General features: G+C 34.3%; 20 protein-coding genes. 15 read left to right on the top strand and 5 right to left on the bottom strand.

Annotation, left to right across the window (positions count from 1 at the left end):
• Nucleotide 1: 1 nt before the first annotated feature.
• The 8 genes from K5X82_18540 (at nucleotide 2) to K5X82_18505 (ending at nucleotide 8,008) form a co-directional block, all read left to right on the top strand.
• On the top strand, nucleotides 2–802 hold the full coding sequence (locus K5X82_18540) for an SDR family NAD(P)-dependent oxidoreductase (GenBank protein ID QZT37200.1): 801 nt from the start codon (nucleotides 2–4) through the stop codon (nucleotides 800–802).
• Nucleotides 803–815: 13 nt separating this feature from the next.
• A complete protein-coding gene (locus K5X82_18535; GenBank protein QZT37199.1) occupies nucleotides 816–1,784 on the top strand; it encodes an NAD-dependent epimerase/dehydratase family protein in 969 nt (322 codons plus the stop codon).
• A 147-nt stretch (nucleotides 1,785–1,931) separates the two neighbouring features.
• A complete protein-coding gene (locus K5X82_18530) occupies nucleotides 1,932–2,624 on the top strand; it encodes a hypothetical protein (protein ID QZT37198.1) in 693 nt (230 codons plus the stop codon).
• A gap of 92 nt (nucleotides 2,625–2,716) precedes the next feature.
• Entirely contained in the window at nucleotides 2,717–3,163 is a 447-nt protein-coding gene (locus K5X82_18525; GenBank protein ID QZT37197.1) for a DUF2062 domain-containing protein, read from the top strand.
• A 234-nt stretch (nucleotides 3,164–3,397) separates the two neighbouring features.
• The gene (locus K5X82_18520) at nucleotides 3,398–3,838 is read left to right on the top strand and encodes a hypothetical protein (protein ID QZT37196.1); all 441 of its coding nucleotides are present in this window, start codon (nucleotides 3,398–3,400) and stop codon (nucleotides 3,836–3,838) included.
• A 582-nt stretch (nucleotides 3,839–4,420) separates the two neighbouring features.
• The gene (locus K5X82_18515; protein ID QZT37195.1) at nucleotides 4,421–5,536 is read left to right on the top strand and encodes a choloylglycine hydrolase family protein; all 1,116 of its coding nucleotides are present in this window, start codon (nucleotides 4,421–4,423) and stop codon (nucleotides 5,534–5,536) included.
• A gap of 34 nt (nucleotides 5,537–5,570) precedes the next feature.
• Complete coding sequence (locus K5X82_18510) at nucleotides 5,571–6,803, top strand: DUF418 domain-containing protein (protein QZT37194.1); 1,233 nt, start codon at nucleotides 5,571–5,573, stop codon at nucleotides 6,801–6,803.
• Nucleotides 6,804–7,111: 308 nt separating this feature from the next.
• Nucleotides 7,112–8,008 carry an ISAs1 family transposase gene (locus tag K5X82_18505; protein ID QZT37193.1) on the top strand — a complete coding sequence of 299 codons (897 nt, stop codon included), beginning with the start codon at nucleotides 7,112–7,114 and terminating at the stop codon, nucleotides 8,006–8,008.
• 7 nt (nucleotides 8,009–8,015) lie between these two features.
• On the opposite strand, the gene K5X82_18500 is transcribed toward K5X82_18505, so the two are convergent.
• Nucleotides 8,016–9,050 (bottom strand): IS630 family transposase, encoded by a 1,035-nt coding sequence (locus K5X82_18500; protein ID QZT37192.1) that lies wholly within the window; start codon nucleotides 9,048–9,050, stop codon nucleotides 8,016–8,018.
• A 70-nt stretch (nucleotides 9,051–9,120) separates the two neighbouring features.
• On the opposite strand from K5X82_18500, the gene K5X82_18495 reads away from it, so the two are divergent.
• Nucleotides 9,121–9,375: a hypothetical protein gene (locus K5X82_18495; GenBank protein ID QZT37191.1), complete on the top strand. Its 255-nt coding sequence runs from the start codon at nucleotides 9,121–9,123 to the stop codon at nucleotides 9,373–9,375.
• A gap of 192 nt (nucleotides 9,376–9,567) precedes the next feature.
• Here K5X82_18495 and K5X82_18490 read toward each other — a convergent pair whose 3' ends face one another.
• Complete coding sequence (locus tag K5X82_18490) at nucleotides 9,568–10,089, bottom strand: endonuclease V (GenBank protein ID QZT37190.1); 522 nt, start codon at nucleotides 10,087–10,089, stop codon at nucleotides 9,568–9,570.
• A 312-nt stretch (nucleotides 10,090–10,401) separates the two neighbouring features.
• Here K5X82_18490 and xrtK point away from each other — a divergent pair, with 312 nt between their 5' ends.
• Together xrtK and K5X82_18480 are read left to right on the top strand one after the other, a co-directional pair.
• Nucleotides 10,402–10,923, top strand: a complete 522-nt coding sequence (xrtK, locus tag K5X82_18485) for an exosortase K (protein QZT37189.1) — start codon at nucleotides 10,402–10,404, stop codon at nucleotides 10,921–10,923.
• Nucleotides 10,907–13,741 carry an MSEP-CTERM sorting domain-containing protein gene (locus K5X82_18480; protein QZT37188.1) on the top strand — a complete coding sequence of 945 codons (2,835 nt, stop codon included), beginning with the start codon at nucleotides 10,907–10,909 and terminating at the stop codon, nucleotides 13,739–13,741. The genes xrtK and K5X82_18480 overlap by 17 nt, the downstream gene beginning before the upstream one ends.
• A 493-nt stretch (nucleotides 13,742–14,234) precedes the next feature.
• Here K5X82_18480 and K5X82_18475 read toward each other — a convergent pair whose 3' ends face one another.
• The 3 genes from K5X82_18475 to K5X82_18465 all read right to left on the bottom strand — a co-directional run bounded on the left by K5X82_18475 (nucleotide 14,235) and on the right by K5X82_18465 (nucleotide 18,364).
• A complete protein-coding gene (locus K5X82_18475; protein QZT37187.1) occupies nucleotides 14,235–14,654 on the bottom strand; it encodes a hypothetical protein in 420 nt (139 codons plus the stop codon).
• A gap of 1,126 nt (nucleotides 14,655–15,780) precedes the next feature.
• Nucleotides 15,781–16,512, bottom strand: a complete 732-nt coding sequence (locus tag K5X82_18470; GenBank protein ID QZT37186.1) for a LytTR family DNA-binding domain-containing protein — start codon at nucleotides 16,510–16,512, stop codon at nucleotides 15,781–15,783.
• The gene (locus K5X82_18465) at nucleotides 16,505–18,364 is read right to left on the bottom strand and encodes a histidine kinase (protein ID QZT37185.1); all 1,860 of its coding nucleotides are present in this window, start codon (nucleotides 18,362–18,364) and stop codon (nucleotides 16,505–16,507) included. Before K5X82_18465 ends, K5X82_18470 begins: the two co-directional genes overlap by 8 nt.
• 1,234 nt (nucleotides 18,365–19,598) lie before the next feature.
• Here K5X82_18465 and K5X82_18460 point away from each other — a divergent pair.
• The 4 genes from K5X82_18460 to bamE all read left to right on the top strand — a co-directional run bounded on the left by K5X82_18460 (nucleotide 19,599) and on the right by bamE (nucleotide 24,606).
• Nucleotides 19,599–19,916 carry an XRE family transcriptional regulator gene (locus K5X82_18460; protein ID QZT37184.1) on the top strand — a complete coding sequence of 106 codons (318 nt, stop codon included), beginning with the start codon at nucleotides 19,599–19,601 and terminating at the stop codon, nucleotides 19,914–19,916.
• Nucleotides 19,917–20,023: 107 nt separating this feature from the next.
• Complete coding sequence (locus K5X82_18455; GenBank protein ID QZT37183.1) at nucleotides 20,024–22,258, top strand: AAA family ATPase; 2,235 nt, start codon at nucleotides 20,024–20,026, stop codon at nucleotides 22,256–22,258.
• Nucleotides 22,255–24,105, top strand: a complete 1,851-nt coding sequence (locus K5X82_18450) for an AAA family ATPase (GenBank protein QZT37182.1) — start codon at nucleotides 22,255–22,257, stop codon at nucleotides 24,103–24,105. The genes K5X82_18455 and K5X82_18450 overlap by 4 nt, the downstream gene beginning before the upstream one ends.
• A gap of 150 nt (nucleotides 24,106–24,255) precedes the next feature.
• Nucleotides 24,256–24,606 (top strand): outer membrane protein assembly factor BamE, encoded by a 351-nt coding sequence (bamE, locus tag K5X82_18445; protein ID QZT37181.1) that lies wholly within the window; start codon nucleotides 24,256–24,258, stop codon nucleotides 24,604–24,606.
• Nucleotides 24,607–24,734 lie beyond the last annotated feature (128 nt).

Genomic DNA, 24,734 nt, shown 5'->3' with positions numbered 1-24,734 from the left:
GATGAAAGAGATAAATAATAAAACTTTTGCTGTAGTTACAGGAGCAAGCCAAGGCCTTGGAAAAGCATTTGCTATTGAGATCGCAAGCTTAAATAGAGATCTAATATTAGTAAGTCTTCCTAACCAAGGATTAAAAGACGTTGCTGAAGAAATTAAGGGTAAATATCATGTCGAAGTTATTTTTTTTGAAACCGACTTTACTACAAATGAAAATATCATTCAACTTGCAGGTTTAATAAACAAAGAGTTTAACATTGATATTTTAATCAACAATGCAGGAATTGGTGGCACACGAAGTTTTAGCGAAGTAAATCTGGATTATATTAATACAATACTACAGGTTAATATCCATGCCACTACAATACTTACACATCAGCTTTTACCTAACCTTAAGAGACAACACCAAGCTTATATTCTGAATGTTTCAAGTATCGCTGCTTTCTCACCTGTAGGATACAAAACTGTATATCCTGCATCCAAACTATTTATCCACTCTTTTTCGAGAGGTCTAAGAGAAGAGCTCAAAAATACAGGAGTAAGTATTAGTGTTATCCACCCTGGTGCAATGGCAACCAACCCTGAGATTACCTCTCGAATTGAAAAGCAAGGGTTTATGGGAAAACTTACATTAATAAAAACGGATCGAATTGCAAAATATGCTATTGCTCGTTTACTCAAGAAAGAGCCTATCGTTGTACTGAGCAAATTGACCTTTTTCACATCTAAGATTCTACCTGAATGGTTAACCATACCATTGATGACCCGTATCGTAAAACGAGAAATTACTAATGAAACAATCTAACCTTTAACATCAAATGAGATCTATTTTTATCACAGGAGTAAATGGTTTACTTGGAACAAACCTTGTCCACTTACTTTTAGACAAAGGGTATAGAGTTATCGGTTTGGTAAGATCATTAGAATCTTACAAAGGAAAAACACACGATAATTTAGAACTTGTCACAGGCACCCTGTTTGACGATTATAGTAAGATACTCCAAGAGGTCGATTATGTAGTTCATATAGCAGCTGTAACAAGTCAAAACATCATCTCAGAATCTTATTATTGGAAAATTAATACTGATGCGACCAAACAACTATTTTATGCTTCTAAGATATGTAAAGTCAAGAAATTTATTTTCGTCAGTAGTGCTAATACTATTGGTTTTGGATCTCTTGACAACCTAGGGCATGAAGATACTCCAATGAGATATCCCTTTACTGACTCAATGTATGCCATCAGCAAAGAGACAGCAGAGAGACAGATCTTAATCGACAACAAGGAGATGGATACTATAGTCGTCAATCCAACTTTTATGTTGGGGGCATACGACACCAAACCTAGTTCGGGTAAAATAATAATGATGGCATGGAAGAAAAAAGTAGTTCTATATCCTCCTGGAGGAAAAAACTTTGTTCATGTGCAAGATGTAGCTCATGGTATACATAATGCTTTATCTAAAGGTAAAGATGGTCAGCGTTATATACTATCAAATGAGAACATGACATTTAAAGAGTTTTATCAAAAACTCAACGATCTTACGAAACAAAATCCATTGATGATAAAAATACCAAAATGGCTTTTGACTCCTATAGGATACATTGGAGATATGCTACGTTATATGCATATAAAAACAAGTCTGAGCTCCGTAAACACAAAAATACTGTGCATTAACAACTATTATACAAATACAAAATCTATCTCTGACCTAGAAATCGATTACCAATCTATTGATAATGCAATTGTTGATGCAGTAGACTACTTCAGTAAACATTCGACATGAGTTATATCCATATTGAATATTACACCAATTACATTTTGAAGTGATATTTTATAGAACGTAAGGATATAGATCATTTCAATATTCTATTGGTATTATTTCGTTATCATGATTCACGAGCAAACAGTACAATAACTAAAATATATTGTCATGAAATACTTAAAATGGTTTAAACTGAGTTTCTTAATTCTGATCTTAGTATACTATAAGACAGAAAGTGTCCATGCTCAAGATGTTGTACCACTTCAAAATGGAAACTTAGACGATTTCATCACTAAGGCAAAATGTAGTAAATGGAGTATTGTCAAAAAAGATAAAAATAAAGGAGTAAATATTTCGACACGCTGGTTATACTTTGGTGATACCATAAAAACACGTGAAATGGCTCTATATTTCAGAGTCAATGCAGGTATCAAAGATGTAATATCTAATCTTAGATCTACCTCTGCATTAAAGACATGGAACCTGGGGATACGTGAATTAAATCTAATAGACAAGAGTGATTCCACTTGGATTACACACACAGTATACGATATCCCATACCCATTCTCTCAACAAGACCTTGTAACAAAGAGTACGATCATAGAGCATGTTTCAAATACCATTATAAATGTAAATGCTGTTCCTTACATCATAAAACAGACTGATAATATTCAGCGGCAACAATCCTATCATGGTAGGTGGATTCTCCAAACAAATTCAAATGGAATGACCGAAGTGCATTTTTCAGCAATCTCTTTTACTGAGACGAATATTCCTCGATTTATACGTGATCCTATTGTTCAAAATAAATTATTAAAATCATTTATAAAGTTAAAAGAACTTTCCACAACAAAACCTTGACATTAACTAACAGTAGAATCTTGAATACACACACCTACGATATAGATAGTGAAAAGGGATGTTAAGGATATTGAAATTATACAATACAAAAGATGAAAAAAATAATCTCAAACATAAAAAGTATATTTAAAATTGATGACACACCTGAAAGAATCGCTAGAGGTTTTGCATTGGGATCTTTTATAGGCATGATGCCTATACCTGGATTCCAAGTTCTAGTAGCATTAGGAATATCAACCATTATCAAGGTTAATAAGAAAGCGGCATGTGTTGCTGTGTTTAATACCAACATTGCGACAGGAGCATTTGTATTTGCGTTTAACTATTGGTTAGGCAAAAACCTTCTAGGAATTAAATCATGTTTTACTATGCCAGATAAAATCGGATTAAATTTTATAACAGTAATAATGGAAGCTGGAGCTGAAGTATTTATTGCAATGACTTTTGGAGGACTCCTAACAGGTATTGTAGCTGCTTTTGTCACTTACTTTTCAATTAAAAGAATCTTACTTAACAAACAGTCTCAACACACATTATAGCGATATCCAACGTGAATATCAAAGCCCTATAATGTGGGGCTACTTTTCATAAACATACATAAGGTCAACTATTTTTGCACAAAGACAGTTTATTTATTCAACTCATTTACAATTAATTACAAACAAGACACTATATTTTTTTACAATTAAACAAATAAATCGCTTGCGATTTAAATTAAATCGCATACATTTGTATCGCAAACGATTTAATTTAATATTGTAATACATAACAAAATGACAAACAGCAATTCATTTCTATTCGAACCATTTAAAACAGGTAAAACAGCAACAATATTTCGATTCTTATTAGGGTTTATGCTATTATATGCAGGAATTAGTCATCTCACATTCAATCGCACCGAATTTCTTGCACAAGTCCCAACATGGCTTCCGATGTCTGCTGATCTTGTTGTAATTCTCTCTGGAATAGTAGAAATATCCTTAGGTTTATCTCTAACAATCCTTGGTCGATGGAAAATCATTGTTGGTTTGACAACAGCCTTATTCTTTATTATGATTTTTCCTGGAAACATATCACAATATATCAATGGAGTGGATGCATTTGGTTTAGACAGCGATCGTGCTCGACTTATTAGACTGTTCTTTCAACCACTACTTGTTTTCTGGGCTTTAGCCTCAACAGGAGCTTATAAAGCTTGGAAACAACGAAAATAATCTCCTTAAATCAAATTAGTAGTTTAGCCATGTTGCCAATGATTTTCATATGGTAACATGGCTTTTGTGTTTTATATCTATACGCATGACTTCTTTCAACGAATTAGAAATAGACCAACACATCCAACAAGCTAACTAATAACACTATAACTCCATTAATAATCACAGAAGCTGTAACCAATATGATTGGTAATTGTGTAAGTCATACCAAACGAATAAATTCCATAAAGAGGTATCTAATACACGTTATATATGAATCAACTATCTTCATTAGAGAGAGCATCATAAGTACAATTACTTCCTTATATATTTAATTTCCCTTACGAATCGAACAAACTCCTATTCCGAATGGTTTAATGTCATGAAAATCCAATGGATCTTATTTGTTAGTTTGAAGTTACTTAGATCTAATCAACATGAAAAACAATATAATGTTTTTTAGACCCTAAAACCTTTGCTTATGCATCGGTGTAGACATCAATATAATTTCAAAAAGAACAACAAATAACAAACCTGGATTAGCTGCCATTAAACTCTAATACCCTAACACAAAAGCTATTTATTAACCTGAAATGTGAAATAATGAAACAAAAGTTATCTACGATTTTGATATTAATGGTTCTCTTAATGAGCCAGACAATTCGAACAAATGCGTGTACAGGTGTAAAATTAATTGCAGAGAATGGAGATGTGATATATGGACGAACGATGGAATGGGGAGCTTTTGATCTAAATTCGAGAGTAGCTATAGTACCACAAGGATATACTTTTAATGGTCATACCCCAGATGGGAATAATGGAATGACGTATACCACAAAATACGGCTTTGTCGCGTTAGACATGCTTGGTAAAGATTTAATGGCAGATGGCATGAATGAAAAAGGGTTAAGCATAGGTCTCTTTTATCATCCAGGATATGCTGTTTATCCCAAGTACAATAAGAAAAATGCTAAAAACACCATATCAAGTCAAGAAGTGGCTAATTATATCTTAGGGTCTTTTGCAACCATTAAAGAAGTCAAGCAGGGAATGGCAAAAGTAGAGGTTGTTGGAGTAGTCGAAGAAGCTATTGGGATTACTGTTCAAGCTCATTGGATGGTAACAGATAAAACAGGAAATTCCATTGTTATAGAATATACGGGTAAGAAACTAAAGATTCATGATGCTCCTCTTGGAGTTATTACCAATGCACCGAACTACGATTGGCATATGACCAATTTGAGTAATTATCTCAATATATCTATGTTTTCTCTCAAACCTAAAACATTAGATGGTGTCAAGTTCACTCCTATTGGAGCAGGTTCAGGAATGATAGGGTTACCTGGAGATAATACGCCTCCCTCGCGTTTTATACGTGCCGTTGCGTGGTCCCACACCACGCGCCCTCTACCAACAGGACAAGAAGCAGTGTATGAATTATTTCGAATATTAGATAATTTCAATCTACCACTAGGACCTGATGGTGCTGAGGGAGCAGAGCATAGTGAGAACAGTGATCATATGCGCAGTTCCACCATCTGGACCACTGCATGGAATCATAGCGACATGACGCTAAATTTTCATACCCAACATAATCGCAGGGTACAGTTCTTGGATATGAAAGAGATTGACTTCGCCAATATCGATGATGAAATCATACATATTGACATTACAGCAAAAGAACAAGATATTCATGTGCTAAAGCCAAGGTTCAATTAATCTTATATGATATACCTACTAAAGTTCGTATACTATGAATTCTCTAAATAAAAATAGTAACCAACCTACCACAGGCAAAAACCGAATAATATTCTTAGATGTTTTAAGAGGTTTTGCTTTGGTAGGGATCATCTATGCCAATTCATTGAGTTGGAGTGGTATTAAATTTATGCCTTTTACAGAGATCGAGGCATTAGGCAACTTAGAAACAGACAAGGTGTTATACCAATTATTGAAATTCTTTGTAGACACCAAATTCTATACGCTATTCTCATTACTTTTTGGTGTGGGATTTTACATGCAATATGCTAGAAGTAAAAGTAAGAACGACTTCAATCGAATGTACTTACGACGACTAGCAGTTCTGTTTCTTATTGGTATTATTCATGCACTGATTTGGTCAGGAGATATTTTAACACTGTATGCCTTGATGGGAATGGTATTATGGAGTTTACGAGAGTTAAGCTCTAAACAAGTTTTTAGGCTATCTATACTACTCTATTTCTTCCCTCTTATACTTGATATCATATACATGTATACATTTGCTTCTGATATGCCCTCATTGCCAAATACGGCCTTAAAGGTCTACCCTGATATGCCCCCCGAAATGATTGTGGATGGCTTCAGAAGTACACACTTCCTTAAAGTATTTGGAACGAACTTCCATAATTTGGTTTGGCGATGGTTTGACTTTATCCCCTCAGGAAGACCATTTAAAGTTATTGGGCTATTCTTAATGGGCTCCTACCTGTTTCAGAAAGAATTTATAACCCAGACAAGTAAACAGTTTCGATATATGCTTCCTCTTTTCATTTGTGGAATTTCATTTACAGCCATAGCCATTAATTTAAATGGCAGTGTCTCATCTTTCTCCAAAGAGTGGAGCAATATAGTTTATAAGTTTACTCACGAAATTGGGCAACTAACCTTGGGAATTTCTTATATCAGTATACTTTCTTGGGTTGTGGACAAATATCCCACATTTCCACTATTTACAATGCTGAAAAATTATGGAAGACAATCCATGAGCTCTTACATAGGTCACACAGTGTTCGGAATTCTTATCTTCTACCCCATCATTGCATTCGGCTATTTTGGTCAATGGTCCTTAGAAAATGTATTTATTGCTATGACTGGCGTGGTAATATTTCAGTTTATATTTTGTACAATATGGTTCCATTTCTTTAGTTTTGGCCCTATCGAGTGGATATGGAAATGTGCAACATATGGCAAATGGTATACCATAAAGAAAAAGAAAGAATCATAGCCATTATAGACAGGATATAGTATGATCTATATCCTGTCCATAGTTGATCATAGTAGTACGGATCAAATTACTTTTCTACATATTTTAATCATACAGAGACTTCTATATCACCATCTCGACAGCAATTAATATAAAGTTCAATTGTACCGTTTTCATTTAAAGATTTTAATGTATAACAGTCAATAACCGCAGGGAAAACGCTTTTAAGATTTACATAAAAAATACGTATATTTAGGACGTTATGCTTTTGTTGTTTATCGACTCAGGTAATTCATGACAAAAGGGAGGTTTCCCTTTCAAAAAAAACCATGTATACAGATTCTTCATATCATTATGATAAACACTTTATTTCATCCTTTTCTTCATTAATTGATCCCCGCAGAACAACTAATGGCAATTATACTTACCCAATGCTGGAGATTTTATTTCTCACCATTTCGGCAATACTATCTGGGCGTGACACTTATAATGACATTGTAATATTCGGGGAAATTAAAATTGATTGGTTAAGGAAATACTTTCCTTATGAAAAAGGAATAAGCTCCCATGACACGATCTCAAAGTTATTTCAAAAGATAGATAATGAGGCCTTTAATGACTGCTTTACTGAATGGATATCTAAGTATTCTTTTACCAATAAGGAGAGTGTTATAAGCATCGATGGCAAATGTATCAAAGGTTCGGCTAAACGTAAAAAAGGTGGAGTACACATCGTGTCAGCATTCGCTTCGGAACAGGGTCTTTCTCTTAGTCAGCTTGTCACAGATAAAAAGAGTAATGAAATTACTGCCATTCCTGATTTAATAGATCTTATTTCGATAAAAGACAAGGTTATTACAATAGATGCTATGGGATGTCAAACAAAAATAGCAAAAAAGATTATCCATAAAGAAGGAGATTATGTTCTACAGGTAAAAGGGAATCAAGAAAAGACAGAAGAGGAGTTAAAGATACAATTCAATCCAGATCTAGTTGATGATTCGAATATTACAGAGGATGTTGGTCATGGTCGGATTGAGACTCGTATATGTGAGATAATAACAAACTTTGAGAAGAATTCTACGCTAGAAAAATGGAAAGGTATACAAAGTCTCATTCGTGTTACTTCTTGTGTAATACATCAGGATAGCGACAAAGAAACAGTTCAGACACGATATTATATTTCATCACTAAATACTAGTGCTATTAACCCGACGGTAATTTAACGTTATTTTAAGCTGCGTATTTAATGCTATCAGCTTTAAAGTATTTTTTCACTCTATAAGGTGATTCTTTAAGCATAGTCATATGATCTTTGACATTTTGGGTTAACTTCTCTTGTGTTCTAGGTGAGGGCTTCATAGATAAACCTTGTTTCAAATCGCAATTCAGAAATTCATCTGGATTTCTATCAGGAGAGTATGATGGTAAGAAAAAGAGTTCTATTTTATTCTTATTGTCAGATACCCATTCTTTTACGATCTTACTATGGTGTACTTTAAGATTGTCTAATATCAAAAATATTTTCTTTTTAGAAGTCTTTATAAGTTGTGTCATAAATTCAATTAATCGGTCTGAATTCATCGAACCAGAGTAGATCATAAATTGAACTTTACCTTGATTTGTTACTGTAGAAATCAGGTTAATAGAGAATTTTTTAGACATACTCTTTTTTACAGGAGTTCTCCCTTTTAGGGAATAACTACGTCCATGGTTGCAGTTGTTTTTGACCCCCGTTTCATCTCCCCAATGTATTTCGGCATTTTCAGCTTTTGCTTTTCTTGCGATAGAGGGATAGTCTTCATCTAGCCACTTTTGAACAGCTACAGAGTTTTGCTCATAAGCTCTCTTTTTTGGCTTTTGTGGGGTAAATCCCCAACGACGTAGATAGTCGCCAGTAGTAGTTATTGCTATAACTATACCAAATTGATCTAGAATAAGTTCCTGTACAGCCTTTCTTGTCCATAAAGCAAAGTTTAGCTTTAACTGGTCGGGCATCTTATCAAGAATTAGACTCTGTATTAGTTTTTCTTGTTCTAGGGTAAGCAACTTTAAATCTTCTGATTTTACACCTTTCTTCTTTGATTGTAATCCTGAAAGACCATTAGCTTTGTTTTTCTTTACCCAAGAAGATATTGTAGTGGCTCGAACTCCAAGAAGTTTTGCTACATCTTGCTTCTTTTTACCCATTTTTATTAAACGAATCGCATTCTTTCTTTGAATGAGGCGTTCCGATTCAGGTAGCGTTCGATAGTCTATTTTTTCCATGGAATAAAGATAGTAAATATTATCGATATAATACCGTCGGGTTAATAAGGAATTTAATCGTATTATTAGATTGCATTGGGCCATCGAGAACAATCTTCATTGGTGCTTAGATGTAATCTTTAGGGAAGACAATAAACAGCGTAAGAAAGAGAATTCAGCTGCCAACTTTAGTATAATCTACAAAATAGCACTCAACCTAATGCAAATGACTGATGATAGGAAAAGTAAAGAAAAAAAAGGTTCATTTAAAGAGAAAATTACAAGGTCGACATTAGATGACAACTACCGTGAGAAATTATTGAATGCATTCCTCTGTAATAATTAATGCCTGATAATCAAATAGTTTTAAAAGCGTTTTCCCTGTCAATAACCGCTATATCATATTTTTTCTTCGACATATTATAGATAGACTTATGCTTAATCAAACGTAGCATTTTCCCATTCTTGATTCTTAACCTAAACAGATAGCAATAAGCCGCATCAATATTTTAAACTTGATCTTTCTCGAAGGTCAATACTAATCATTTTTCACTTTACAGTTTTCTTTCGTCTTTGTGTCTAAGATCTGCAATATCGTAGGATTTCTATATTTACCATGCATCGATGCAATACAATCAAAAGCTTTGTCCAGATTGACCCCTTTTGCAGTGATAAATAATGGTTTAACACTACCACCACGATACAATTTTAGAACATGCTTTTGGTTGTCGCGAAAGCCCGATTTGGCCACCCCAACAATTGGGATTTTCTCCTCTAATAACTCATATAGATAACCACCCAATCCATTCTTTCCTAAATCATCCAATACCACAAATCCATCTACCACGATACAGTCGATCTTTACTATCGCTATCTTCTGAAGTAAGCTCATAATACAAGGTAATTCTCTTTTATAGAAAGCACCAGGCTCATACTCCTCCACCCCTGATATGATCTCTTCATAGATCTCTATTGGTTTTTCATCCTTCCATTGTTCAAATGCCACACAAACGGTTTTGGCTTTATCTTCAAAATAATAAGTATCAAATGCTAGTATCATCGTTAAATTCTTAATTGCATACTTTTAGATGTTAATATAATAAAATTTTACATTCAGAAGCATTTAATATGATTAAAAGTAAATGTGATAAAAAATCAAATTGAATTGCATACACCTAATGGTTGTGTGACCTCAACAAAACAGCAGTAGCACTTAATTTCAGGATAGAAAAATTGAACTGATACTCAACAGAATAGTCATTTAGAGTTTAATGAATTCAATCTCATTCAAGTCAAGGCTACAAGAAAACGAGATATTATAGTTAATTTCACATTTGTTAAAACAACTAATCAAATCTAATGGTCGAACTTCATGAATAAAAACATCCCTTTTTATATATTCGCTGTAGGAGTCTTTGTCATTATGAAGTTTTGGTTTCGAACCTTTGGAAATGATCAACTCCTTTTTTTGTTATATCCAACCAATAGTATTATTGAACTTATAACAGGTGATCAGGCGATCTACACTTCTGGAAGTGGATTTGAACATCCAAGGCTCAATATAATTATTGAGAAATCGTGCTCTGGATATAACTTTCTACTTCTATGCTTTCTCGTACTCTATTTTCAATCATTAAAGCATTCTGAATCCTTAAGTGAAAAGGCATTCCAATTGGTTCAATATTTAGCAATAGCATATATCTCAACTATTTTTATTAACGCATCTCGTATAATTATCTCAATCATACTAAAACATAGTGCAATAGATAATTTCAGGATATCCCGCCATATTATTCACGAATCTATCGGGGTCGTAACCTACCTTACTTTTTTACTTTTTGTCTCTGTAATCAACGAAAAACTATTAAACACAAAGTATGCAAAACTTAAATAACCCAAGATGGCTATTTGTTATTAATACACTACCGATAACCATACTCCTTTTCCTTTTATTTTCTCAATATAATATTATCCACAGCCAGTTGACTATCGAAAGTATTCAACAATGGAAAGCATATGGTGGCATATTAATATGTATTACTCTATTACACTTATTACAAGCAATAGTTCTAATATCTTGTAAAAAGAGTATTCCAGTCTACTCCGCTGGGATATCACTTTTCATATATATACTATATGTTTATTCATACTACTCTCATATCGATACCTTAATTCCATCTTCTATTCCTCGATGGATGCTAAATGGTGAGATTATATTCTATTTAGGAACATTTATCATGCCTACATTGATATACTCTATTTTACTTATAGTATCCTATTTTACCCCACCAACAAAGACACATAAACTATGGAAAAGCTTTTTAGGTGCTTTTCTTATTCCAATTGTCTTATATCTAACAGCTCTATTGATAGTACCTTTATGGAAGAATGTCGATGGTGACTTTGCAATCCATTCAGTGATCATACTTATCATTGCTAGCACCATCATATTTCTTTTTTTTATAATACGAGGAGTATATATCATCACCTTAAGAAAAAGCTTTTTTTGGAAGAAGAATCACCTTATTTGGAAGATACCTATCACTCTTATTCTACCTGTATTAGGTTTACTCTTTAACAGTGGCATCCTAATGGAGCAGCATAGTATAAAGGGAATTATGGGAGACTTCAACAGCCCTTGGTTCTATATCATTACCATTGTCAATAGTATCTTGTTATGTCTACCCAACCTAACAAACCGTACATATCGGTATCTTCTTTTTGTAGGGCGTACGATCACCTTTTCATTTACTTTGTATTTCTTTATCGTCTTCCTACCTTTCCTTCCTGTATCAGTTATTGCTATTATTTTAATTGGAGTAGGGTTTTTATTGGTAACTCCACTTCTGCTTTTTGTGGTTCATATCAATGAGTTATCGAATGATTATAATTTTCTATTGAGCCAATTCACCCAAAGAACGATCAAGATATCATCATTCGTAGCATTTTTGACAATCCCAATGGTAGTAACCTTATCATTTGTCAAAGAGAGACAGACTTTGGAAAATGTATTGGAATATCTTTACACTCCCAATTACACGAAAGAGTATCATATAGATGAGGCTTCTTTTCAAAAAACATTCAATATTATCAAAACAAATAGAGCTGGAAATAACAACTCTTTGATGAATTCTCGTATCCCCTATATCTCCACCTACTTCAATTGGCTTGTGTTGGATAATCTAACACTCAGCAAAAACAAGATTGATCGAATAAATAATATATTTCTAGGCAAACAACCAAATAAACCACGTAGACATCGAAACATACAACTAAACATCAACCATGATGTTAAAATCACCCATTCATTGGTTGAAAGTAAGTATGATCAGAAGCATCATGTATGGAAAAGCTGGATCCACTTAGAACTTACCAATCAAAACAAGAATACGTCACTCTCAGAGTACGCCACAAACATAGTACTCCCTAATGGTTCTGCTATCAATAACTACTATCTATATATAGGAGAGAAAAAGGAGATGGGGATATTAGCAGAGAAGAGATCTGCTATGTGGATTTACACTCAAATTGTAAATGAGAAAAGAGATCCGGGGATATTGTATTATAAAACAGGAAACAAAGTGGCATTTCGCGTATATCCTTTCTCAAAAGATGAAGTCCGTCATACAGGTTTTGAACTAATCCATAAAGAACCAGTTAAAATCGTGATGGATAATGTGGAGATACACTTAGGTGAAGAGAGAGAACAAGATTCAAAAATCATAGAGACACAAGATATTGCATATATTCCATCAGGTCAGAAAAGTAATTTAGATAAGATACAAAGACAGCCTTATTTCCATTTCTTGGTAGATATCTCAAAGAGAAATGAAGATCAGAAAGATGCCTTCATCTATCGTATCAATAAAATAATGTCAAAGTATCCTGAATTATCAAGAGCTTCAAAGATAACGAATGTCAATAGTAATTTGTACTCATGTAATGACTATAATGATTGGAAAACATTCATTAGCAAAGCAGAATCTAAAGGAGGTTTCTTCTTAGATCGAGCGATCAAATCGACATTGGTAAAATCATACTATAAGAGTGATGAATCATATCCTATAATGGTTGTCGTTACCGATAGCCTCAACCATGCTGTGCTTGACAAAGACTTTTCAGATCTAGCAATAACATACCCAGAGAATAAACTCTTTTATCTGCTTAAAGAAGATAAAATATTAGAACCTCATTCGTTAATAACGAATCCCCAAAAGCCTTGTCTTCAAACGTCAGAGTTATCTTTCTACTACCCTTGTTTACGATATAAATGCTCAAATGGTAGAATAGCATATCTAGCAGATGATAAATCATCAAGTATTGTATTAAAAAAAGACTCCATATCCATTGATCCTAAAGATATAAAAGAAGATGATTGGATCTCAGTGATGCAGATAAAAGGGAGCTGGATATCTCAGAATCTTAATCCATCACAATCCAATACGGAATGGTTAAACTTAGTAAAGGGCAGTTTCATATCAAAAACCATGACCCCAGTCACATCGTATATGGTCGTTGAAAACGAAGCACAGAAAGCTATGCTCAAGAAAATACAGAATCAAGTATTGGCAAGTAATAAATCCCTTGACATTGGTGAAGAGCCACAAAGGATGAGTGAACCAAGCTTATGGATTCTTTCGCTGCTAATAGGACTTATACTTTGGATAAGACAGAGAATCAGAATAAGGAAAGAACCGGGAAAGCTGAAATAATCATCGCAACTACATTAATATTACAACTCTTGAGAGTTTAAAGGAAGTTAATACAGATAAAAACAGGGGCTTTCCAAAATCTGGAAGGTAATCATATAGCGTTGCATTCGAATCATAGATGCAACGCTAAGTCATACAATCAATATATGATAAACAGGCAATTGTATTTTGTAGTATTAAGCTTTTTAAACCAGAGACTTTATTATTTTTATCCATAACAAAAAGATCATATATCGCTATGGTTTCAGAGCTCTTTTGGAATCAACAAATAGATAGCATGACAATAGTAATCTCATCTATTTAACATTTTTGATCAAGCAACTATCAACGAAGTATCCTTAAAGTATCAATAAACTACGGAGGAACCCCTATCTAAGATAAGACATAATTTACGCGAAAACACAAATAGGCACCATAGTGTATTTATAACTCTATGGTGCCCTCACAAACAACAATTAACTCAAGTAAAGTCTAATGTATCTTAGATACTACGTTATGAAAAGAGAATAGATGCGATAATAGTCCATGCTCCCAATACAATAGCAAATAAACCTAGTTTCCCTTGTAATGGAGATAATTTCTCCAATAGCTTAGCTCCTTTTTCTTTGGCTGCCTCATTTTTAGATAACACCAATTGACTTATCATACCATATCCAAGTAGGAATCCTAAAGACGCTTCTAAAACATTTCCGCCCATCCAACTTAACCACCAGATTGGACTAGAAGTAAGTAAACCAAGACTCAATACTGCTTGGATAATTCCCCAAACGCCCCATAGACAAGAGATAAGCCCTATCCACCCTTGGTATGGGGTCATTTTATCTAAAAGTTCTTTTGCATTTGGTTTTTTCGACAACAACAACGATGGTGCAGCAAGTACACCTAATAGCAATAATGTAATTCCGTAAATCATGACTCTATCTATATAATAATGTTAGGTATTTTAATCATTATCCACTCTCTAAAAATGGATGATTTTTCTAATGACACTTCAAAGTTGGGCAGATTCATTCGGTTGTCCTAAAGCGATTGATAAGTGTAGGGATTTATTTGATATTCGCAGAACAGAGCAGAAAAATATCGATCAATTGTCCTGTTCATAGGTGATATAATGGGTTCATTAAAACAGTTTAATCTGTATTCCATCCTTGCACATCAACTCTTCTTTCCCAAGGTTTCCACCATTGGGCTAAGTTCGGTTTCCCCTTCAGGGAATGTTACAGCAAAAAAAGATCAGTGAAAATCCGTTGAATCCGTGGCTAATAAATTTATTTGGACCAGGCTTTCAGCCCTTGGTTGGTGGTGATATTTATTTCCCCAAGGCTCACTCCTATACAGCGCTACAGCGCATTATAGTCATTTCACCATTGGGCTAAGTTCGGTTTCCCCTTCAGGGAATGTTACAGCAAAAAAAGATCCGTGGGAATTTTCTTCGTGTCTTTGTGTTTAAAAAGTCATTACCCAACACATCAACCACAATAAAGATCGGTGTCATCTATTTGCTACTCTTAGCACTCCAACTAGTAGCTAAACAAAAAAAGGTCCAACAATCCCGTAGGACATGTTGGACCAATACTAATATTAAAACAAGGGAAACATTAGCATCCTATGGGGAAGATAGAACATCCTGCTACTTGTAAGGTATAGGTTTTTTTCAGTTAAAATTTAGCAGTCAATTTTATTTACAGCCTGCGAATGAGAAAGCGTAATAGCTATGGTTCAGGTAGCAAAACTTTCTCACCGCAAGACCATAGGGATTATATGGTATGACATCTATTTTGCAATAATATATCCTGCCAATGGAAGTATTTTGTCGCTATGGGTCAGATAGCATACTTCCACCGCAAGACCATTGAGATTATGTTGGCTGGAAAAGCAATAGGTCTTATACTGTATCTTTTTCAAGAATTCGATTCAAAAGAATAGACTATCTGTCAAGATGTCAAATCCGATTAATAAACGTCGTGATTCATTTGATATTCGTCAAAAAAGTAAGATAAAATGATGTCACAGAGAAAGAGGTCTACTAAGAATAGCCATCATCCATTCTCAATTTGTGCTTTCACCTCAGCATATTTACGAACAGAGATATTTGCAATCAGGTCATTTACTAAAGTAATTTGTGTTTTCTGAAGGCTTTGTATATATTTCTTATTGACAACAAAAGATTGGTGTGTTCGAATAAAGCCATAAGAAAGTACCATCTGCTCATAATGCTTTAGATGTTTTGAGGCAAGAATAGTGTTATCTAATGTCGTTATTTGGGTATAAGCACCTTCTGATTGAAACATCACAATATCATTTATATTGAGATAGTAGGTGTTATCAATTGTTTTTACCACCAGCTCTTTTCTCTCTTTCTCCAACACCTTGTTGGCAGCCAATAGCGTGTCATGTGTCGCCTTCTCTTTATCTATTTTAGCTAATGCTTTTTTAACTGCTCCCTGCAACTCCATTGGCTCGATTGGCTTTAATAGGTAGTCTAAGGCATTGAGTTTGATCGCATCAATAGCATATTGGTTATATCCTGTAGTAAAAATAATCTGATACTTACTATGATCTATCTCTTTGAGCTTATCAATACTCATCCCATCCTCCAATTCAATATCTAGAAACATCAAATCTACTGATGTGTTCAGAAGGAACTGTTGGCTCTGCTCAAAAGAAGAAAAGATCCCTAATATCTCAAGATTTGGAAACAGTAGGCGTAACATTTTAGACAATGCCTGTTGGGCATTGAATTCATCTTCAACTATAATTCCTTTATACATCTTTCTTAAGTGTTAATGAAAATTTCACTTCGGTACCACCATCTACTCCTTTTCGTTGAATCACAAAGGTCTTTTCATCTCCATACCCTAAAAGATGTAATCGTGCTCGTAACACATCTAGTGCATGTTTCTTCCCATCTGTAGGCTTTGGGGCATACCCCACCCCGTTATCTGTTACACAGAAGAAGAGTTGTCGACCTTTCTGTTGAACCTTCACTTCTAGTTGTCCCTTGTGCTTGCACTTCTTTAACCCATGTTCAATAGCATTCTCCACTAGCGGTTGCATTAACATCGGAGGTATATATACTTCATCCTTTATGATTGATTGATCTATTTCGATTTGATAATCAAACTTGCTACCAAAACGTATCTTCTGTGTCTCGATATAGTTAACAAGTGCGTCTATATCATCATTCAAAGGGATACTCTCTTTATCTGTGAAGTCAAAATTCTTACGCACGAGATTAGAAAAACGTGCAATATATCCTGCTGTCTTTAAAGGATCATCATCCAACAAACTATTCTGTATCGCCGTAAGTACATTAAAGATGAAATGGGGATTCATCTGTGAACGTAATATGGTAAGCTTTAAATCTTTCTTCTCTTGCTCATTCTTATGAATGATACTTTTATGATAGAAAACGAATCCAAATAGTCCCATTAATATAATTACGAGTATCGAGAGAAAGATTATTTGTAAACGATTATGCTTATTCTCAACTATCAACCGAAGGTTATGCTCTTCGGTTAATGCCAAGGCTTTCTCCTTCTCACTCCTCTTCGATTCAAATAGATCACTCTGATTTTTTAACATCTGCTCAAAATCATGTGTCTGTAGGTCACGAATGATCTTCTGAATTGAATCCAATTTAAACAGACAATGGAAAGCCTCTATCGAATGACCTCTATTTAGAGCAAAGAGCATCTTATCACGAAGCATCTGCTCCACCTCTTTGTATGCTCCTCTTTTACTTTCACTAAGTTCTAAAGAGTATTGGTTGGCTTTATCATATTCTCCTATAAGCCGATATACTCGAATTAGATTGTATAGAGCTGTATTCCATGCCTCAGGGAATTGCCTCTTAATTTTGATGGCCTCCTTAAAGAATGCAATGGATTGCTGCATATAAGGAACACTATCTGTTTTATAAAACAGTCGTTCATAGTTCAATCCGATATTATTATATGACTGAGAAACAGCGTGACTATCTTTCATCGCTTTGCTTAAGTTCAATGATTTCACATTGTACTCAATAGCTTTCGAATAGGCTTCGTTCTTCTTATAGAGGACAGCCAAATTATTGTAGAGCCTCGATAGGGTTATAGTATCTTTTAGTTCTTCATACGACAAAGCGACCTGTTCTAGTTCATTCAACGCTCTCTTTATATCGCCCTGGTTAAAATAGAGGTTAGCAAAATACTCCTTCACTTTGGTATGTAAATTGAGATCATCATTCTCCTTAGCACTCTTTGCCACTTCCATCAACATTGTTGTCGCTTTGGTAAACTGATGGCTACTAGTATAGGCGGTTGACAAATTCAATTGTACTTTCGTTTTCCACTTATAGCTCCCCTCAAAAAGAACTATTGCCTTCTGTAGTGAGGCTACTGCTAAATCGCTCTCTTGTATTAAATCATGGTATACCCCTTTGAGGTTATACACTCTTGCAGAATCAAAAGTTGACATAGTTTCTATACCCATTAAACTATCAAGCTTCTGAGAAATATTCTTTGGTGGATTTCTTGATGCAATCTCATCAAATAGCTGATGATATAACTTATCTGACAACTCCTGTCCTAAGGAGATAAATCCAAAGAGACTTAATAGAACACCTAGTATAATCGTTTTCATCTAAATACAAATTCATCATTTAATGAAGTCCTCAGCTCCATCATCTTTTTATCATAAGGGTGCCAAATATACTCAATAAAGGTAATGATTGCTTTTTATTGTTAAAAAATCATCCCGCCTAAAGCACAAAGCCGTCGGTGCGCAAGGGATAGCACACAGATAAAAAGAACCACAAAGACACAAAGGCACGAAGAGAAAATTTAGCCACAGATTAGACGGATATTAGAGATTTCCACGGATCATTTTGTTGTAATCCCATTCTTGGTACAGGTGCGATGCTCGCGTCTCCTTTATCATTATAAGCATATGGAAACGCAAGAAGAAAAAACACCACGAAGTCACAAAGGCACGAAGGAAATTTTTAGCCACAGATTAGACGGATATAACAGATTATCACGGATCTTTTTATTGAAACCCCATACTTGGTACAGGCGCGATGCTCGCGTCTCTCTATATCATTATAAGCATATGGAAACGCAAGAAAAAAAACACCACGAAGACACAAAGGCACGAAGTGTTTAGGCGCACGGAATGGGACACAGATAAACGGATTAGACAGATAAAACAGATCTTTTATTTCGATGACGTTGGTTTGCCTAGTTTGTGCCAATTCATTGGCACGCCGTGCGCGTTAATCGATGACTGCTGTGGTATCCCTCTCGTGCCAATGAATTGGCACAAACTAGGTCGTATTGGATATAATGCGGATAATACGCAAAGCTGAAGAGCACGGAATGGCATACAGGTGAAACTGATCTTTTTATTATGCTACAACCTTCCCTGAAAGGGAAACCGAACTTAGCCCAATGGTGAAATGAATATATTGCGCGGGTGCGCATTATAGAAATGAGCCTTGGGTATAAATATACCCAATATCCAAAGGCTGAAGGCCTGGCCGAAATAAATATTTAATACAACAACAATGCACTGAAAGTGCTACAGTTAACAGCCCAGTGCGAAGCGCTGGGTACAAGCAATAATTCAACAGGAAGGCTGAAAGTCTGATTATTTAAGGGACCCACCAAGACACTAAGTGTTGGGGAACACGTGAATAGTACACATCCAGTCTGATTTGACCCCACTTATCGCAGATAAAGAAAGAGGATTTCTCCTTCTTTTTATCTAGTTATTTAAGATTACTTAGGGGAACTTAATAATTCAAGCACCCAATTATGTATTGATTTAGAAGAAATGAATCTATATAAGAAAAAAGTATCTTTAAATTTTATTATATTTGATTGAACCGGACAAGGCCAGATGCAGTAATGAATATACTTGGCAAGAGATTAAGGGAATTAAGAGTAGAACGAGGGGATTGTTAAGGCAAATTACAGCCGACTTAGAGGTTGATACTGCTTTAATGAACAAGCTTGAAAGAGGTGATCGGAGAGCGCAACGTGAACACATCAAACAATTAGCATCAGTACTAAAAGTTCAAGAAAATGATCTGGTTATTTTATGGTTGGCGGATAAAATAAAGGATGTGATCCGTAATGAACCTCTCGGGCAGGAAGCATTAAAACTAGCAGAACGTGAAATTATCCAAAAATAATGGCAAAGGGATAGGCATTAGAGAGTTGCGCTTGTCAAAGTTGATTCCAAGGGAATTGTGGGTCGAGGGAAACCATTAATAATAAGAATCTAATTAAAACCTGTTATATGAGAATAGCATACATTGAAGTTCAAAATTTCAGAAAACTAAAGTCTTGTAGAATAGAACTTAGCGAAAAAGAAACCATCTTGGTTGGTGCTAATAATAGTGGAAAAACATCAGCGATGGATGTTTTAATGCTATTTCTCAAAAAAACTAAACGAACATGTTTTTCTCCTACGGATATAACTTTATCAAATTGGATACAGGTAAACGAGATTGAAAAAAACTGGCTGTCACAACCTTTAAATGAAGATGCACTATCAATTAAAAAATGGGAATCTATTGTACCCTCAATTGATATTTGGTTAGATGTAACTGAGGATGAAGTTCACTATGTAAGTAATTTAATACCTACTCTTAGCTGGAATGGAGGGAAACTTGGGGTTAGAATGAGATTTGAACCCAAGGATATTGAATCCTTATTTAATGAGTTCAAATCAACAATTGATAAGTCCCAACACATAGTTTCTAGTGAGAAAAATAAAAAGCATAAGGTTGAACTTTGGCCTAAATCCTTAAAAGACTTTCTTGAAAAGAAATTTCATAACCACTTTGGTGTAAAATCTTATATTTTAAATCCAGAACTGCTTAAAGAACCAAATGAAGGCAAAGCAATACCTCAGGAACTTCCTGACGAAGCTATTCCCCTTGAAAAAGAACCTTTTGAAGGGTTATTTAAGATTGATGTTATTAATGCTCAAAGAGGATTCTCTGATGCAAATACTACAGATAGTCCAACCAATAGCTCTGTTTCTTCACTAACTAATCAGTTAAGAAGTTACTATGATAAACATTTAAACCCTACGGAAAATCCAAATCCTGAAGACATTGAAGCTTTAGCAGCAATAGATGAAGCAAGAAGACAATTTGACACAAAACTTAAAAAAAGCTTTGGTCCAGCTATTTCCGAACTTGAAGAATTGGGGTATCCAGGATTTAGTGACCCTGAAATAATTATTTCAAGCAAAGTTAAACCTACCGATGGTTTAGACCACGAAAGTGCGGTTCAATTTAATGTATTTAAAACTGAAAACAACGAAGATATTCCTTCATATTTACCTGAGAAATACAATGGTTTGGGTTATCAGAATCTTGTTTCGATGGTATTTAAGCTAATTCGTTTTAGAGATGAGTGGTTAAAAAAAGGGAAGGCAAAATCAAATGATACTAAAACTGATGATGTAGTTGAGCCATTGCACTTGGTTTTAATCGAAGAACCAGAAGCACACCTACATGCTCAAGTTCAACAAGTTTTCATTAAGAAAGCATATAGTGTTCTACGAAAACATGCAGAATTAGGTGATAATACAAAGCTCTCAACCCAAATGATAGTTAGTACACACTCTAGCCATATCGCACACGAAATTGATTTTACAAGTTTGCGCTATTTCAAAAGGCTTCCAGCATCAAAAGAGGTAAAAGTTCCATGTGCAACGATTGTTAACCTATCCACCACATTTGGTTCAGAAGATAAAACCTCAAAATTTGCAACTCGCTATTTAAAAACAACGCATAGCGACATATTCTTTGCAGATGCAGTAATATTAGTTGAAGGTTCAGTTGAGAATATGCTCTTACCGCATTTTATTAAGCATAAATTTTCTAAGCTACATTGTAGATATATTACCGTTTTAGAAATTGGAGGAAGTCACGCAAAGCAATTACAACCTTTAATAAATGACCTTGGTATAATTACCCTAGTTGTTACTGATATTGATTCAATTAAAGAAAGCTCTAACGAGAAAGTATTACCATACAAGGGTAAAAACTACAGAACTGGAAATAGCACTCTTAAAGAGTGGTTGCCCAGAGAACAAAACTTTGATAAACTTATTGATTTAAAGGTGGAAGATAAAACCTCAGAAAATAATCTTGTTCGAGTTGCTTATCAATTTCCCTTTAAAATAGAATATAAAGGAAATCCAGACACTTTAATAACACCTTATACTTTTGAGGATGCTTTAGTTTTCTCAAATATTAAATTGTTTGAGAAACTAATTTCACCATCAGGATTAATAAAGAAGATGGTTGAAGCTTTAAAGAAGGAGGATGTAATTGAAGCTTGTACTGATATGTTTGAAGCTTTAAAAACTGGTAAAAAAGCTGAAATGGCTTTAGAACTACTGTACTTAGAAGACCCAAAGAAGCTAGAAACTCCTTTATATATCAAAGAAGGACTAGATTGGTTAAATGAAAAACTAAGTCAAGGTTCTACTTCAACGAAAGGAGGTGTAGAATGAGCCAAGCAATAAAAGTGAATGTAAACGATGAAATTTTTTCATGCCTTGATTTAAACAAACCCAAAAGCTTTTTCCTTTTTGCTGGTGCTGGTTCAGGAAAAACAAGGTCATTAGTAGATGTGCTTAAACGTTTTAAAGAAAGCTATGCTAAACAACTTCAATTAAATGGTCAAAAAGTAGCTATTATAACTTATACAAATGCTGCTAGTGACGAAATAAAAAGACGTTTAGAATACGATACAACCTTTATTGTATCAACCATACATAGTTTCGCATGGGAATTAATACAGCCTTTTCAGGTTGATATTAAAGAATGGATTAAAAATAATACTCTTACTGAAATAGCGGAATTACAGGAAAAAGAAAGGAAAGGACGAGGTGGCAAAGCCTCTGAGGACAGAAAGAAAAAGATTGAATCCAAAAAAAAGAGAATTGAGAACCTTGAAACAGTTAAAAAATTCACATATAATCCTAATGGAGTAAATACTGACCGGGATTCTTTAAACCATGCCGAGGTGATTAAAATGGTTGCCGATTTTATTTCCGGATTTCCATTAATGCAGAAGGTTGTGGTTCAGAAATATCCAATCCTCTTAATTGATGAAAGTCAAGATACAAAGGAAGCTCTTCTTGATGCATTTTTTAGTCTGCAACAGACATTCTCAGCAAACTTTTCATTAGGTTTATTTGGTGATACCATGCAGAGGATATATACTGATGGTAAAGTAGATTTAGGTGAAAACATCCCTCCTGAATGGGCTAAACCCTCTAAAGAAATTAATTACCGTTGCCCCAAACGAGTTATTAAGTTAATCAATAAGATAAGGATCTCTGTTGATAAGCAACAACAAAAGCCAGCTGATAAAAATATTGAAGGCGTTGTACGGTTGTTTATAGTTGATTCAAACGGTAGTATTGATCAGACTAAAATTGAAACAGAAGTGGCTACTAAAATGGCTGAAATTTCAGAAGATGAATTGTGGAATTCTTCTGATGAAATAAAAACACTTACTCTAGAGCACAAAATGGCTGCAAGAAGGGATGATTTCATTGGACTTTTTAAACCATTCTACGATATAGATTCAACAGGAGCTTTAGATGGCACATTAAAAGGATTAGGCTTTTTTACTCAACAACTATTGCCTTTGATTAATGCAAAACGTGATGGAGATGATTTTAAAGTTGCTCAATTAATAAAAAAACACTCACCAATCTTAAATAGGGAAGTATTAATGGCAAGTGAAAATCAACTTGAAGAAATTAGAAAAGCTAACAATGCAGTAGAAGTTCTTGCTTCGCTTTGGGACGAAACAGAACCTACACTTCTTGATATAATCCGACAAGTTGAAGAATTGAACTTGCTAATTATTCCTGAACATTTAACTGTTTTTTCAAAAAGCAAAGGTGTTATTGATATTACATTACCTCCATTTAGTGAGGATGAAAAGATTTTAAATTGGTATGAGGTTCTTAAATGTAATATACGTGAGCTAGAAGCATATAACAACTATATATCTGATAATTCAAGATTTGGAACCCACCAAGGTGTTAAAGGTTTAGAGTTTGAAAGAGTAATGGTTATTCTTGATGATGAAGAAGCTGGTGGTTTTCTTTTTAGTTATGAGAAATTACTCGGAGCAAAAGCACTTACCGATAGAGATATTAAAAATGCAGAAGACGGGAAAGATACTAGCTTAGATAGAACACGAAGACTTTTTTATGTAACATGTAGCAGAGCTGAAAAAAGTTTAGCAATAGTTGCCTATACAAAGAATCCAGATAAAGTAGTAAAATATGCTATCTCTCAAAATTGGTTTGTTGAAGATGAAATTATTAGCATGAATTAAATTGTTTATTATTAATATCAATACTTCGTTAAATATTTAAGCAGCAATAGTGCCATAATACAAGAGTTCCCTCGAAAAAAATGATTGGAATATCGAAAAGAGAGTTATATTTTTAAATAGCTAAATAATAACACAATTCTTACTTAAATTATGAAAATAATAAAATGGTTAATTTTAATTATGTTGGCATCCTATTTCGGATATTACATATATCAGAATAGAGATATCGAGTACAATAAAAAACTGTGGATAAGTGGTGGACTTGAGATTCGGGAAAGAATGATTGATGATATCATAGAACACAAATTAAAGAAAGGGATGACTTCTAGAGAAGTCATGGAACTACTAGGTGAAGGGCACTCTTCGAAGTTAGAAATATGGTATTACATAATGGAAGATTTTGGTTGGGATATTGATCCTGTCGAAACTAAAATCTTATCCATAAGCTTCTCTCCAGACTCGGTTGTCACCAGCTATCAGATCAATCATTGGAAAAAATAAAGGAATTTTTCCGATACTCTGTGGGCAAATAAATAGTCATATTAGCATAAAACCTTTATGACAAAAAGGTTTTATGATTTTTCCTGTTTTTAGCGATTTAGAATAGTAGATATACACTTATTCGGGAT

The organism is Prolixibacteraceae bacterium (genome assembly GCA_019856515.1).
GTDB lineage: Bacteria > Bacteroidota > Bacteroidia > Bacteroidales > Prolixibacteraceae > Halosquirtibacter > Halosquirtibacter xylanolyticus.
Note: the sequence above shows the minus strand (reverse complement) of the source record. Positions and strands in the feature narration are given on the sequence as shown.